Genomic DNA, 13,974 nt, shown 5'->3' with positions numbered 1-13,974 from the left:
GTATCGGTAAGGAAAATCGCGGAACTGGAAATGCGGATCGCGTGCCCGTCGCGACGGACGCCGGCCGCGCAGGGGCGCCGGACGTCACGCGAGCTTCTGGTGCAGGCGGCTCTGGGCGGGGACGTGCTGCGCGAGAAAGTCCATCTGGTCCGCCAGGATGCGGCGGTTGGTCAGGATCAGATACTCGGCGCGGTTGGGCACGTACGGCAGATACAGCAACTCCATGTTGGCGAGCTCGGGCGTGCGGTCGCTCTTCTTCTCGTTGCAGCCGCGGCACGCGGTGACCACGTTCATCCACGTGTCCTTGCCGCCGCGCGAGAACGGCACGATATGATCCCGCGTGAGCTTCGAGATCGGCAGCAGCGTTCCGCAGTACGCGCAGATCTGGCGGTCGCGGTGGAACAGTTCGCGGTTGTTGAGCGGCGGGATCTGATGGAACGATTTCATCGCCATCGCCTTGCCCTTGACGGCGATGATGCTGCTGGCGGTGATCTCCGAGCGTTCGCCGGTCAGGCGGTTCATGCCGCCGTAGACGGTGAACGCGCTCTCGCCGAGGGCCCAGGCGACGCGGTTCTTCGCGTAGTAGTAACAGGCGTGTTGCCAGGTGATCCAGCGGTGAGGCACCCCGTGAGTGTCGAGCGTGAGGATCAGGGGGTACAACGTCCTCGCGCCGTCGTCCGGCGCGTGAAACGCGGTCGATTCGGGATCAAACGACATCGTGCTGGCAAACAATGGCCACAGGCCGATTCAAAATAGTAACAGATTCTTGAATAGACGGCACTTTTCAGGGCGGCGGTAGAACGCCGCCACGCGCCGCGCTATACTATGTGATTCCTCGCAGTCAATACCTTTAGATGTCCTTCGCATCACTGAATCTCCTGCCGGAGCTCCTGCGCGCGGTCTCCGACGAGGGCTACACCGAGCCGACTCCCATACAGGCGCAAGCGATCCCCGCCGTCCTCGAACGCAAGGACATCATGGGGTGCGCCCAGACCGGCACCGGCAAGACCGCGGGCTTCACGCTGCCGATGCTGCAGATCCTCGCGCCGCACGCGAACAACAGCCCGTCGCCCGCGCGCCATCCGATCCGCGCCCTCATCCTCACCCCCACGCGCGAGCTCGCGGCGCAGGTGGCGGAGAGCGTGAAGACCTACGGCAAGCACCTGCCGCTGCGCTCGACGATGGTCTACGGCGGCGTCGACATCAAGCCGCAGAAGCTCGCGCTGCACGGCGGGGTCGAGATCCTGATCGCGACACCCGGGCGGCTCCTCGATCACCTCGAGCAGAAGACGGTCAATCTCTCGCAGGTTCAGATCCTCGTGCTGGACGAAGCGGACCGCATGCTCGACATGGGCTTCCTGCCCGACATCAAGCGCATCCTCAACGTGCTTCCGAAGCAGCGGCAGACGCTGCTCTTCTCCGCGACGTTCTCCGAGGAGATCCGCAAGCTCGCGAAAGAGATGCTGCGCTCGCCGACGATGATCGAGGTCGCGCGCAGGAACACGCCGTCCGAAGTCATCACGCACGCGGTGTACGAAGTGCCGGGAACGCGCAAGCGTGCGCTCCTCGCACACCTCATCCGCACGCGCGAGATGAAGCAGGTGCTCGTCTTCGTGCGCATGAAAAAGGACGCGAACAAGCTCGCGCGCGAGCTCGAGCGCGACGGCATCAACGCGACCGCGATCCACAGCGACCGCTCGCAGGCCGAGCGCGAGCAGGCGCTGGCCGATTTCAAGGGCGGCCGCGCCACCGTGCTCGTCGCGACCGACATCGCCGCGCGCGGTCTGGACATCGAGCAGCTGCCCTATGTGATCAACTACGAGCTGCCGTACACGCCCGAGGACTACGTGCATCGCATCGGCCGCACCGGCCGCGCGGGCTTGTCGGGCGAAGCGATCTCGTTCATGGCGGGCGACGAGGCGAAGCTCCTCGGCGACATCGAGAAGCTGGTGAAGCGTCAAATCCCGCGGCTGGACCTGCCCGAAGGCTTCGACGGTGAAGACCGCCACGGCCGCTCCTCGCGCGAGCGCGACGATCGCGGCTCCCGCGGCGGACGGCACGAGCGCGAGCCTTCGCGCGCGTCGCGCGCCGGCCGCTCCGAGCGCGAGCACCGGCCGTCGTCGCACGCCAAGCCGCACGCGCCGAAGTCGACGATCGCCGCCGACGGCTTCGACTTCAGCAAGCCGTACGAGCCCGCGCCGTCGGCCGCCAAGAAAGACGACGAGCGGCCTCTGCCGGGGCGCGGCCGTGCCGCGCGGCCGACGCCGGCGCTGCTCGGCGGCACGCGCGATCACAGCAAGTCGCATAAATAAAACGGCGCGCCGGCGCGCGCGCTTCCATCACAAGGAGGTCCCATGAGCACGAAACGCGTGTCCGCGCGCGAGCTCAAGGCGATGCTGCACGACGGGGGCGAGCTCGCGCTCCTCGACGTGCGCGAAGCCGGCCAGTTCGGCGAATCCCATCTGCTGTTCGCGACACCGCTCCCCTACAGCCGTCTGGAGCTCGACATCGGCAGCCTCGTGCCGCGCAAGTCCGCCCGCGTCGTGCTCTGCGATGACGGTTCGCTGGGCGTCGCGGCGCTCGCCGCGAAGCGTCTGACAGACCTCGGGTACACGCAGGTCGCCCTGCTCGACGGCGGCAACGCCGCGTGGAAGCGCGCGGGCTACGAGCTTTTCGCCGGCGTGAACGTCCCGAGCAAGCTCTTCGGCGAGCTCGTCGAGCACGAGTACGGCACGCCGCACGTGAGCGTCACCGAGCTCAAGCGCATGCAGGACGCGGGCGAGGACGTGATCGTAGTCGACGGCCGGCCCTACGCCGAATACAGCAAGATGAACATCCCGGGCGGGATCTGCTGCCCCAACGCCGAGCTGCCGTACCGCATCCGCGAGCTCGTGAAGAGCCCGAAGACGAAGATCATCGTGAACTGCGCGGGCCGCACCCGCTCGATCATGGGCGCGCAGACGCTGCTCAACTTCGGCATCGAGAACCCCGTCTACGCACTGGAAAACGGAACCCAGGGCTGGGTGCTCGCGGACATGGAGCTCGAGCGCGGCGCGACGCGCCGTTATCCGGACGCGGTTGCCGCGGATACGCTGCGTGCAGCGCAGGAGAAAGCGCGCGCGCTCGCCGCGAAGCACGGCGTCGCGAGCGCCGACGCGGCGACGGTGCGGCGCTGGCTCGGCGAGAGCGACCGCACCACCTGCCTCCTCGACGTGCGCACGCCCGAAGAGTTTGCACGCGGCTCGCTGCCCGGCGCGGTCCACGCGGCCGGCGGCCAGCTGGTGCAAGCGACGGATCAATGGATCGCCGTGCGCAACGCGCGCATCGTCCTGATCGACGACGAAGGCGTCCGCGCGCCGGTCGTGGCGAGCTGGCTGAAGCAGCTCGGCTGCGACGTGTATGTGCTCGAAGGCGGCGTCAAGGCGCAGGTCGAGGCGCCGCGCGCGCCCGCGCCGGCACTTCCCGAGCTCGCATCGATGTCCGCGGCGGAGCTGAAACGCGCGCTAGAAGGCGGCGCCTGCGCCGCGATCGACCTGCGCCCCGCCATGAGCTACCGCAAGTCGCACATCGCCGGCAGCCGCTGGAGCATCCGCTCGAAGATCGTCGCAGCGGCGCGCGCCGTCGCGCAGCCGATCGTGCTCGTCGCCGACGAGGACGGCGTGGCGCGCCTCGCCGCCGTGGACCTGATCGAAGCAGGATTCAAGGACGTGAAGCTGCTCGACGGCGGGCTCAAAGCGTGGAGCGCGGCCGGCTATCCGATCGAAGCGACGCCCGACGTGCCGGCCGACGCCGAGTGCATCGACTATCTCTTCTTCGTCCACGATCGCCACGCCGGCAACCGCGAAGCGATGAAGCAGTATCTGAAGTGGGAGACCGGATTGATCGCGCAGCTCGACGCGGACGATCGAAAGCTGTTCAGGGTCCAGAAGCCGTAAACGACCGCGTCGGGATTGCTTCGGCGCGCTGCGCCTCGCAATGACGTCATCGCGAGGAGCGCGGCCGCGCGACGTGGCGATCCCGTGGCGCACGGGCCTCTACGCCGCGCCGACCTTCTTCAGCATCGCCTTGGTGATCGACTGCTTCACCTCGAAGAAGTCGGCCCACGGGTCCTTCTTCATCTTCGCGAGCCGCTGCGGCACGTTCTTCACGTTGAAGTGATCGCGCCGCACGTCGGTCGCGAGCTCCTCCCACGCGATCGGCGTGGCGACCGGCGCGTTCTCTCGCGCCCGCAACGAGTATGCGGCGATCGCGGTCGCGCCTTCGCCGTTGCGCAGGTAGTCGATGAAGATCTTCCCGCTGCGCTTCGCCTTCGACATGGTCGAGATGTAGCGATCGGGAAACGACTTCACCATGACGTCCGCCACCGACTTGGTGAACTGCTTCACTTCATCCCACGTAAGCGTCGGTTTGATCGGCACCACCACGTGCAGGCCTTTGCCTCCGGTGGTCTTGAGGTACGTCTTCAGTCCCAGCTCTTCCAGCAGGGTCCTGAGGAGCTGCACCGCTTCGACGAGCTTCGCCCACGAGATGCCGTCGTCGGGATCGAAATCGAAGACGAGCCGGTCGGGGTTGTCGAGCTTCGGCGCGCTGGAGCCGAACGGATGGAGCTCGAGCGCGCCCATCTGCACCATCGCAACGAGCGCGGGCGTCGAGTTCGCCATCATGTAGAGCGTGGTGCCCGCGCTTTCCTTGACCTTCACGCGCTCGATGACCGCATCGACCTTGGCGTCGGGGTGCTTCTGGAAAAAACACTGCTTGTTCCACCCGTTCGGGCAGCGCACCAGCGTGAGCGGGCGATTCACGAGGTGCGGCAGTATCCGGTCCGCGATCCCTTCGTAGAACAGCGCGAGATCGCGCTTGCTGATGCCCGCTTCCGGATAGAGCAGCTTGTCGGGATTGCTCAGCTTCACACCGGCGACCGCGCCGCCGTCGCTTTCGGACGCCGCGCGCTCGGGCTTCTGCGCCGTCTTGCTCGCGGCGGCCGATTTGCGCGCGGTCTTCTTCCCCGCCGCTTTCTTCGCCGCGCGCGGCGGCGCTTCCTCTGTCACGTCGGCGACCGGGCGCTCGCGCACGACGTCCTTCGCTTTCTTGTCCGCGCGCAAGCCTTGGAACGACGGGTGCCGCAGCGTGCCGTCGTTCGTCCATTCGGTGAATTCGACCTCGGCGACGAGCTCGGGCTTGATCCAGTGCGCGCCCTTGGCTTCGTAACCTCGCGGCGGGTTGCTGAACGCGGGCTTCGAAACCTCGAGCGCTTTCAGCTTCGGATGCATCGCCTTGAGCGTCGCATCGTTGAAACCGGTGCCGACCTTGCCGCTATAGCGCAGCGATCCGTCCTCCTCGTACACGCCGAGGAGCAGCGCGCCGAAACCCTTGCGGCTGCCTTCCGGGTCGGTGTATCCGCCGATGACGAGCTCCTGGCGCTGGCTGCACTTCACTTTCACCCAGTCGCGGCAGCGCCCGCCTTTGTATACCGAGCGAGCGAGCTTGGAGATCATGCCTTCGAGCTCGAGCTTGCACGCCTGCTTGAAGAACTCGATGCCGGAGCCTTCGATATGACTGGAAAAGCGCAGCGCCGATGGAGCCGCGGCGAGCAGCTTCTCGAGGATGCTTTTTCTTTCGAGCAGCGCCACGGACCGCAGGTCGTAGCCGTCGAGGTACATCAGGTCGAAGACGAAGTAGTGCAGCTTCTCTCCGTGATCGGTCGTGAGCGCGTTCTGCAGCGCCTGGAAGCTCGTGCGGCCGTCGCTTTCCATGACGGCGACCTCGCCGTCGAGCCACGCCGTCTTCACCGGCAGCCGCGCGACGCAGCGTGCGATCGAGGGGAAGTTCGCGGTCCAGTCCTTGCCGTTGCGCGAGATCATCCGCACCTCGCCGTCCTCGACGCGGCAGAGCATGCGATAGCCGTCGAGCTTGAGCTCGTGCAGCCACTGGTCGCCCGCCGGCGCATCCTTCACCAGCGTGGCGAGCTCCGGCTCGATGAAATCCGGCAATGAGGCTTTGCGCGCGCCGTCCAGGTCCGCGACTCCGAGCTTCGGTTTTTTCTTCTTCACCGCCCCGCTCTTCACGTTCTCCTTCACCGATTTGTTCGAATGCCACACGCGGTCGGGGTCCTCGGCGATCTCGTCCAGACTGCGCCCGCTCGCGACGCTGTTCGGTGCCTCCTCGACGATGGTACCTTTCGATTCAGGCTTCGCGTAGTCGTCGCTCTCCTTCAACAGGAACCACACGTTGTCCTTGTCGCCGCCGTACTTGCCGCCGTGTCCTTTGACGAGCATCCAGCCGCCGCGCAGCTTTTCGCCCTGAAGCTCGAACTTCAGCCGCCCTCGCCTGTAGTCCGCGGCCGCATCGCCTTTGGCCGTCCACGTCCCGCGGTCCCACAGCATGACGGTGCCGGCGCCGTACTGCTTCGGCGGGATCGTCCCTTCGAAACCGCCGTACTCGATCGGGTGGTCCTCGGTCTGCATCGCGAGGCGGCGGACCTTGGGGTCGAGGCTGGGCCCCTTGGGCACGGCCCATGACAGCAGCACGCCGTTCAATTCGAGCCTGAAGTCGTAGTGCATGTGGCTCGCGCGGTGCTTCTGGATCACGAACGAGAGCTCGCCGCCCTTGCGCTTGACCACTTTGCCTTTCGGCTCGGGCGTGACGCCGAAGTTGCGCTTCTTGTTGTAGAGCTCGAGTGCCATGACGGGACCTGGATAGCCTGCGACGGTGAGTTATTGTGGCCGAATGCAAAAAACGCGCGCGGCTCCGCGCCCCGTTGACATCCCGCGCTTCCAGATCGTACAAGCGATGTTCCCGCAGCCGCGGGGGGTGTATGCCGGCCCGCAAACCGGGTCGGCGCTCTCAGCTGCACCCGAACAAAAGAGGCCGCCCCAGCGGCCGTTGCATACGAGGAACTCATGACGCTCAACCGTTTCATCCGCACCTCCGCCCTCGCCGCCGGCGCGGCCGCGTGCGTGCTCGCAGCCGCCCCTGCGGCGGCGCAAGGCTATCCCGCCAAGAACATCACGATCATCCTGCCCTACAGCGCCGGCGGCTCCTCCGACGCGCTCGCCCGCGCGACGGCCAAGCTGCTCGGCGAGGCGTGGGGGCGCAACATCGTCGTCGACAACCGCCCGGGCGCGAGCGGCATGATCGGCGCCGAAGTGGTCTCCAAGGCAGCCCCCGACGGTTATACCCTGCTCAGCACCACCTCGTCGTATCCCGGCACCGTCGCGATCCGCAAGACGCTGCCGTTCGACCCGGCGCACGCGTTCGTGCCGGTGGCGATGATCGCGCGCGCGCCGATCGTGCTGGCGGTCCACCCCTCGGTGCCGGCAAAGAACGTCAAGGAGTTCATCGCGCTCGCGAAGAAGCGCAATCTCACCTATTCGTCGTCGGGAACCGGCGGCAACAACCACATCGCCATGGAATTGCTCGCGCAGGCGGCGGGCATCAAAATGACCCATGTGCCTTACAAAGGGATCGCCCCCGGCGTCATCGCGCTGGTGTCGGGCGAAGTCGAAGCGATCATCGCCAGCTCGCCCGCCGTCATGTCGCAGGTGAAAGCGGGCAAGGCGCGCGCGCTCGGCGTCTCAAGCCTGAAGCCCACGTCGCTGGTGCCGGGACTGCCGGCGATCGCGGAGTCGGGCGTGCCGGGCTTTCAGTACGAGAACTGGTGGGGTCTCTTCGCGCCGCGCGGCACGCCGCAGGAGATCGTCAACCAGCTCAACGCCGGAGTGAACAAGGTGCTGGTGAGCCCGCAGATGAAAGAGTTTCTCGATCGGGAGGGCGCCGAAGCCGCGCCGATGACCGTCGCACAGCTCGCGGATCTCCTGCCCAAGGAAATCGCGCGCTACCGCAAGGCGGCCCAGGCGGCGGGGCTCCAACCGCAATAAGGCCATGAAACCGGCGGCGCAGGCGGGCACGCTCAAGGTCGGCGACTTCACGGTGAATCGCCTCGGCTTCGGGGCGATGCGCGTGACCGGCGCCGACATCTGGGGCGATCCGCCCGACAAGGGCGAAGCGCGCCGGCTGCTCCGGCGCGCCTTCGAGCTGGGTCACGACTTCATCGACACCGCCGACAGCTACGGGCCGTACGTCTCCGAGAACCTGATCGCCGAAGCGCTGCACCCGTATCCCGCGGGCCTCGTCATCGCGACCAAGGGCGGGCTCGTGCGGCCCAGCCCCAGGCAGTGGACCGAATGCGGGGTGCCCGAGCACCTGCGGCAGGCGGTCGACGGCAGCCTGCGCCGGCTCAAGCTCGACCGCATCGACCTGTACCAGCTCCACGCGCCCGATCCTTACGTGCCCTTCGCCGAGTCCCTGAGCACGCTCGCCGACCTCCAGCGCGCGGGCAAGATCCGTCACCTCGGCGTATCGAACGTGACGGTGAAACAGCTCGAGGAAGCCCAGCGCATCGCCAGGATCGTCTCGGTGCAGAACGAGTACAACCTCGAGAACCGCGCGCACGAAGACGTGCTGCTCGCCTGCGAGCAGGCGGGGATCGCGTTCATACCCTGGTATCCGCTCGGCGCCGGGCGCGCGCTCAAGTCGGAAAAGGTGAAGCGCATCGCGGCGAGGCTCGGCGCGACGCCGTCGCAGGTGGCGCTTGCATGGCTGCTCGCGCGCTCTCCGGTGATGCTGCCGATACCGGGCACGTCGTCGACCAAGCACCTCGAGGACAACGCCGCCGCGGCGTCGCTTCGCCTGCTCGAAGCCGACCTTGCGGAGCTGGCATGATGCACTGAAGGAGCCCCATGGCAGCGAAGAAGAAGAGCAAGCCCGCCCGCAAAGCGAAGAAGAAAGCCGCACCGAAGCGCAGACGGGCCGCAAAGGTCAAGACCCCGCGCGCCGCGGCGCCGCCCGCCGGTCTGCAAACGCTCGATTCCGAATGGCGCAGCTTCATCAGGAAGAGCGTCCCGGATGAGCCGCTGACCGAAGTGTGGGAAGCGCCGAAAGGCGTGGCTTCGGCGAAGACGACGATCCGGCTGGCCACGAAGAAGAAAGCGAAGAAAAAAGCCGCGAAGAAGAAGGCGGCGAAGAAAAAAGCCGGCGCACGCAAGGCGCCGGCCCGTCGACGGGCGAAGAAGAAGTAGCGCTCAGTACTTCCAGCCCAACCACTCGCAGACGCCGCGGCCCATGATCCATTCCTTGTCCTGGGCCGTGAGCCACGGAATCTCTTCGGTCCACATCGTCACGTGCTGGCGGTAAGGAATCGGCGAGCGCGAAAGATCGGTGCCCCAGAAGAGCCGCTGCGGCCCGAACGCGTCGTACGCCTGGCGAATGTAGCGGTGCAGCGATTTGTACGGATAGCGGTCGGTCGAGTAGCACGGCAGGGCGCTCGCCTTGGCCGCGACGTTCGGACGCCGGGCGATCGCGAGCAGCTTGTCAAACTCGCCGAACGCTTCGGCGTCGCGCTGCTTGCTGTTCAGCGAGAGATGGTCCATGACCAGCTTCAGCCCGGGATAGCGTTGCGCGACGTCGTCGATGAGATGCACCAGCGCATGCGGGACGAGGACGTAGAGGGGCACGCCGGCTTTTTCGGCCTCGCCCCACACCCAGTCCATGTGGCCTTCGGTGATGAGGCTGGCCAGCTGGGGAATGTGGAACGTGAAACGCAGCCCCAGCATGCCCGGCTGCTTGCGCCACGTCGCGATCTGCCCGCGCGATCGCGGGTCCTGCGGATCGAGCCGACCCATCGTCGCGAAGCGGTCCGGATGCGCGGTCGCGGCCTCGATGGCGAGATCGTTGCGGTCCCCCTCCCATGACGGCGGCACGATGACGACGCGATCGACGCCCGCTTCGTTCATCTCGCGCAAGAGGTCGTCCTTGTCGAGCGGCACCGGCCGCTGGGCCTCCGCGCGCTTGGGCCACGGGCGCTCCGGCGTGTCGGCGCCCCAGATATGCACTTGTGAATCGACGATCAGCATCGAGCTCCTCCTGAAGAGGGGGCGATCATAACAAGGACCGACAGTACGTTCCCGTACAGACGCGCACCGTTCGGATGCGACAGGATTGAGGGTTACAGCGGGAGGACGACGACATGAACAACCCTGTCGAGCAGCGCGCGCGACTGCTCTGCGTGATCGGAGATGCGGACGAACGTGAGGCGCTAGGCTCGGTGCTGGCGGGGCATGAGCTCACGTTCGCCGAAAACGGATTCGAGGCGATGCGCAACCTCAATGCCCGCGTCTTCGATCTGCACATCGTCGATCAGTGGCTGGCGGACTGGGACGGCGTGCAGTTCTGCCGCCACGTGCGCCGCGCCGATCGCCACGTGCCCATCGTCTATCTGTCGACGGCCGCGCGCGAGGAAGACCGCCGCCGCGCGACCAACGCCGGCGCGGACGCGTATCTCGTGAAGCCCGTCGACCCCGGCGCGCTGCGCAGCCAGATCAAGCACCTGCTGGTGAAGGCGATGCTCGACAACCTCAGGGCCGTGACCGAGGAGGAACGCCTCGTCCAGGAGGAGCTGATCAGGCGCGCTGCCGAGTTGCGCGCGATCGCTGCCGACGCCCGTGTGAGCGCACGCAACGCGATCGAGCGCTCGACGCGCATCAAGGCTCTGAAAGCGTTTCTCGAAGCCGGCGGAACGATGGGCCATTTCGACCGCGCGTGGGAGCCGATATACACGAGCGCGTGGGGCATCCACCTCGACGACGCGTGAGCGTTATCGAGACGTTGTAGTATCCGGGCTCCGCCAGAGGAGCCCGTACCGATGTCAATCCGTTATGCCGCGGCGCTCGCCGCAGCGCTCGTCGCCTGCGCCGCGCACGCCCAGTCCTATCCGCTCCGGCCCGTCCGGCTCATCGTTCCCTTCGCGCCGGGCGGCGGCACCGACATCGTCGCGCGCGTCGTCGCGCAGAAAGCCGGAGAGCTGCTCAAGCAGACGGTGGTCGTCGACAATCGCGGCGGCGCCGGGGGACTCATCGGCACCGAGATGGCGGTGCGCGCGGCGCCCGACGGTTACACGCTCGGCGTGGTGACGGCAAGCCTGCCGATCAGCGCCGCGACTTCCCGCCTCTCCTACGATCCGGTCCGCGACTTTACCCTCATCAGCATGCTCGGCGAGACCGGCTATCTCATCACGGTGCACCCCGCGCTGCCGGTCAAGACGACGAAGGAGCTCATCGCGTACGCCAGGGCGAATCCCGGCAAAGTGACTTACGGCTCGTCGGGCACCGGCGGCACCGCGCATCTTTCGGGCGAGCTCTTCGATCTGCTCGCCGGCGTGAAGACCACGCACGTGCCTTACAAGAGCACCGGTCCGGCGCTCACCGACCTGCTCGCCGGACAGATCAGCATGATCTACGGCAGCCTGCCGGTCGTCGTGCCGCAGATGAACAGCGGCAAGCTGCGCGTCGTTTCTATCACCACCGCCAAACGCAGCCGCGCGCTGCCCGGCGTGCCGACGATCGCGGAGTCCGGCGTGCCCGGTTACGACGCGCTGACGTGGTACGGCCTGGTCGGTCCGAGAGGATTGGTGCGCGACGCCGCCGCGCGCTGGCAGGGCGTGGTGTCCGAAGCGATGCGGTCGAAAGAGATCAAGGACCGCTTCGACGCGGACGGGCTCGATTTCCCCGAGCTCGGCCCGGCTTACTTCGGCAGCGTGCTCAGGCGCGACGTCGACAAGTGGGCGAAAGTGGTCAAAGCGGCGAACATCAGGCTATCGCAGTGATCAGTGTTATGTGATGAGTTGAATCGCCCTTCACTAAGCACTCAACACTGCTTCACCAGCGCCTTCAGCCGCTCGAAGTTCGCCGGCTCCATCGCCAGCGTCCCCGCGTTGATCTGGCGATCGATCGCGACCACCGCGTCGTTGTAAGGCGTGGGAATGCCGAGCTCGCGGCCCTTGCGGCACACCAGCCCGGGGATATATTCCATCTCGCTCGTGCGTCCCTTGATGTGATCGTGGATGGGCGCGGTGCGGCCGTTGGTGATGTGGCCGAGCAGCGTCTTCATCGCGACGACCAGCATCTCGTCGCCCGACCCCGCGAACTCGTCGGCGCGCAGGCCGAAGATCGGCTCCATGCGCAGGCCCATCGCGGTGCCCACCGCGAGGGACTCGCGCCCGAGCGCGACCGACATCTCGAACATGCCCGGCAGCGCGGAGGCGTCCTTGTTGCCGAGGCCGGTGAGCCCGAACGGTCCCATGGTCATGGTGTTCGCGATGAGCTTGGTCCATTTCGCGCCGTAGATGTTGCCGGTGATCTCGACGCGCGCCACCTTGCTCAGGATCTCCGCGATCTCCTTCACGCGCGGGGTGGAGTAACCGTCGAGCTCCCCGACGCCGAACCACGTCGTCGTGCGCGTGGTGTTCCGTTTGACGCGCCCGGGCGTAAAGATCTCCGCCGACAGCTCCAGCGCGCAGCCGACCACCCGGTTGCGCCCGAGCACTTCGGCGATCGAGTCGTCGTTGTAGCCGTTCTGCGTCGGCACGAGCACGCCGTCGGGCTTGAGGTACGGCTTGACGAACTCGACAAGCCAGCGGTGATCGTTCGACTTGACCGCGAGGAACACGATGTCGAACGCGAGACGCGCCGAGGCGAGATCGCACAGATGCATGGCCTGCACCGGCACGTGCACTTCGCGGTCGGTCATCGTGACGCGCAGGCCTTCGCTTTTCAGCGTCTCCACCTGCGCCGGCCACTGGTCGACGATCGTCACGTCGTAGCCGGCCTCGATGAGATCGGCGCCTATGCTGCTTCCGATGGCGCCCGCGCCGAGCACCGCGATCTTGCGCTGCATTCGTTCCTCTCCGTCGTCCGCGCGTGTGCGCTCTGCCGCTTTTCCAGCCGCGCCGCCGGATGCTAAGCTGGTCGAAAGACAAAAGTCGGCGGCATGCGCGCCGACCCGGCGCTTACGCCGATACCAAAGCCCGCGCGGGGGAAATTGCGATGGACTTGAGCTGGGAATTCAGCGAAGCCAAGGCCGGCGGCTGGTCGTGGCGCTGCGTCGACAAAAGCACCGGCTCGGTCGTCAACTGCTCTTCGCGCACTTTTTCGGTGCTTTACGACTGCGTCGAGGACGCGAAGCGCAACGGCTTCACGCCCCCGCCGCTGCGCGCCGCCGAGCCCGAGCCCCGCTCCTGATCACGCGGTCCGCAGCGCCCACTGCCGCGCGTCGTAACCCGGCGTGTAATCGCGATTGGTCTGCACCGGGTCGCGATTGACCAGCGGCCTCGCGTACAGCGGATGCGTCACGCTGCGGATCTCGTGCTCGAGCGTGTACAGGACCTTGCCCCCGTCCGGGTCCACGATGTCCTTGAAGCGATACTGGTACTGGTTGCTCTCTTCCGTGACCAGCCCGCGCTCCACGAGCTGGCGGTGCGGCCCGGAGAAGTTCACGAGGTAGAGCTGGATGTGGTGGCCGTCGTACTCCGGCAGTTCGCGCGTCTCGTTGAACACCAGATGCTGGTTCATGCCGACCGTGACCTTCGCGCTGCCCTTCTCCACTTTCGCCGGCGCGCCGATGATCTGCCGATAGAAGCGCGCGATGCCCTCCGCCGCGCCTTCCGGCACGTCGAACGCGAGATACGCCATGCCGAGGCCGACCGGACCGAATTTCGCGCGGTCGGGCGCATACACCCGGATCTTGCCGCCCCACGGGTCGGTGACGTCGACGTAGCCGTCGGCTTTCCTGAAGTCGAACTTCGTCGACTTCAGGCGCTCGCGCACGGCTTCGAGCCGCTGCTGCAGCGAATCGAGCTCGGGCATGATGAGCCCGGTGTGGCCGCGGATCGCCTGCGGCTTGCCGATCGGCAGGTGGAACTGGTTGCGGCCGACGTTCACCCACATGTTCTCGAGGCCGGTGACTAGATACGGATCGCGCGTCAGCCCCAGACCCGTGATGTAGAAAAGCGTCGCGGTCTGCTGGTCCGGGACGGTCAGGTTGAGATGCTCGAGACCGACCGAATTCCCCAGATCTTCCGCGCTGCGATCGAAAACGCCGTCCATTGCCCCCTCCTTGCGCCTGATTGAGGTTTGTTTTATT

The 13,974-nt window shown here is 66.6% G+C and carries 13 protein-coding genes; 8 read left to right on the top strand and 5 right to left on the bottom strand.

The window, feature by feature from the left end; all coding sequences use genetic code 11:
- Nucleotides 1-84: 84 nt before the first annotated feature.
- Complete coding sequence (locus VHP37_27675) at nucleotides 85-660, bottom strand: HNH endonuclease (protein HEX2830157.1); 576 nt, start codon at nucleotides 658-660, stop codon at nucleotides 85-87.
- A gap of 194 nt (nucleotides 661-854) precedes the next feature.
- Between VHP37_27675 and VHP37_27670 the strand changes: the two genes are divergently transcribed.
- Both VHP37_27670 and VHP37_27665 read left to right on the top strand, forming a co-directional pair.
- Nucleotides 855-2,312: a DEAD/DEAH box helicase gene (locus tag VHP37_27670; protein HEX2830156.1), complete on the top strand. Its 1,458-nt coding sequence runs from the start codon at nucleotides 855-857 to the stop codon at nucleotides 2,310-2,312.
- A gap of 42 nt (nucleotides 2,313-2,354) precedes the next feature.
- Nucleotides 2,355-3,935 (top strand): rhodanese-like domain-containing protein, encoded by a 1,581-nt coding sequence (locus VHP37_27665; protein ID HEX2830155.1) that lies wholly within the window; start codon nucleotides 2,355-2,357, stop codon nucleotides 3,933-3,935.
- Between the two features lie 99 nt (nucleotides 3,936-4,034).
- Here VHP37_27665 and ligD read toward each other — a convergent pair whose 3' ends face one another.
- Nucleotides 4,035-6,683, bottom strand: a complete 2,649-nt coding sequence (gene ligD, locus VHP37_27660) for a DNA ligase D (GenBank protein HEX2830154.1) — start codon at nucleotides 6,681-6,683, stop codon at nucleotides 4,035-4,037.
- 216 nt (nucleotides 6,684-6,899) lie between these two features.
- On the opposite strand from ligD, the gene VHP37_27655 reads away from it, so the two are divergent.
- From VHP37_27655 to VHP37_27645, 3 genes are read left to right on the top strand one after another with little or no spacing between them, the layout of a single operon-like run.
- On the top strand, nucleotides 6,900-7,877 hold the full coding sequence (locus tag VHP37_27655) for a tripartite tricarboxylate transporter substrate binding protein (GenBank protein ID HEX2830153.1): 978 nt from the start codon (nucleotides 6,900-6,902) through the stop codon (nucleotides 7,875-7,877).
- Between the two features lie 4 nt (nucleotides 7,878-7,881).
- The gene (locus VHP37_27650) at nucleotides 7,882-8,721 is read left to right on the top strand and encodes an aldo/keto reductase (GenBank protein HEX2830152.1); all 840 of its coding nucleotides are present in this window, start codon (nucleotides 7,882-7,884) and stop codon (nucleotides 8,719-8,721) included.
- Nucleotides 8,722-8,738: 17 nt separating this feature from the next.
- Nucleotides 8,739-9,077, top strand: coding sequence for a hypothetical protein (locus tag VHP37_27645; protein ID HEX2830151.1), 339 nt, complete (start codon nucleotides 8,739-8,741; stop codon nucleotides 9,075-9,077).
- 3 nt (nucleotides 9,078-9,080) lie between these two features.
- Here VHP37_27645 and VHP37_27640 read toward each other — a convergent pair whose 3' ends face one another.
- Nucleotides 9,081-9,911: an amidohydrolase family protein gene (locus tag VHP37_27640; protein HEX2830150.1), complete on the bottom strand. Its 831-nt coding sequence runs from the start codon at nucleotides 9,909-9,911 to the stop codon at nucleotides 9,081-9,083.
- Between the two features lie 113 nt (nucleotides 9,912-10,024).
- On the opposite strand from VHP37_27640, the gene VHP37_27635 reads away from it, so the two are divergent.
- Both VHP37_27635 and VHP37_27630 read left to right on the top strand, forming a co-directional pair.
- Complete coding sequence (locus VHP37_27635) at nucleotides 10,025-10,648, top strand: response regulator (protein ID HEX2830149.1); 624 nt, start codon at nucleotides 10,025-10,027, stop codon at nucleotides 10,646-10,648.
- 51 nt (nucleotides 10,649-10,699) lie between these two features.
- On the top strand, nucleotides 10,700-11,659 hold the full coding sequence (locus VHP37_27630) for a tripartite tricarboxylate transporter substrate binding protein (protein ID HEX2830148.1): 960 nt from the start codon (nucleotides 10,700-10,702) through the stop codon (nucleotides 11,657-11,659).
- Nucleotides 11,660-11,700: 41 nt separating this feature from the next.
- Here VHP37_27630 and VHP37_27625 read toward each other — a convergent pair whose 3' ends face one another.
- Nucleotides 11,701-12,729: a 2-dehydropantoate 2-reductase N-terminal domain-containing protein gene (locus VHP37_27625; protein ID HEX2830147.1), complete on the bottom strand. Its 1,029-nt coding sequence runs from the start codon at nucleotides 12,727-12,729 to the stop codon at nucleotides 11,701-11,703.
- 149 nt (nucleotides 12,730-12,878) lie between these two features.
- On the opposite strand from VHP37_27625, the gene VHP37_27620 reads away from it, so the two are divergent.
- Nucleotides 12,879-13,073, top strand: a complete 195-nt coding sequence (locus VHP37_27620) for a hypothetical protein (protein HEX2830146.1) — start codon at nucleotides 12,879-12,881, stop codon at nucleotides 13,071-13,073.
- On the opposite strand, the gene VHP37_27615 is transcribed toward VHP37_27620, so the two are convergent.
- Nucleotides 13,074-13,937, bottom strand: a complete 864-nt coding sequence (locus VHP37_27615) for a hypothetical protein (GenBank protein HEX2830145.1) — start codon at nucleotides 13,935-13,937, stop codon at nucleotides 13,074-13,076.
- Nucleotides 13,938-13,974: the final 37 nt, after the last annotated feature.

It is taken from the genome of Burkholderiales bacterium, from assembly GCA_036262035.1.
Taxonomy (GTDB): domain Bacteria; phylum Pseudomonadota; class Gammaproteobacteria; order Burkholderiales; family SG8-41; genus JAQGMV01.
The sequence above is the reverse complement of the archived record's forward strand: the minus strand, read 5'-3'. Positions and strand labels throughout refer to the sequence as shown.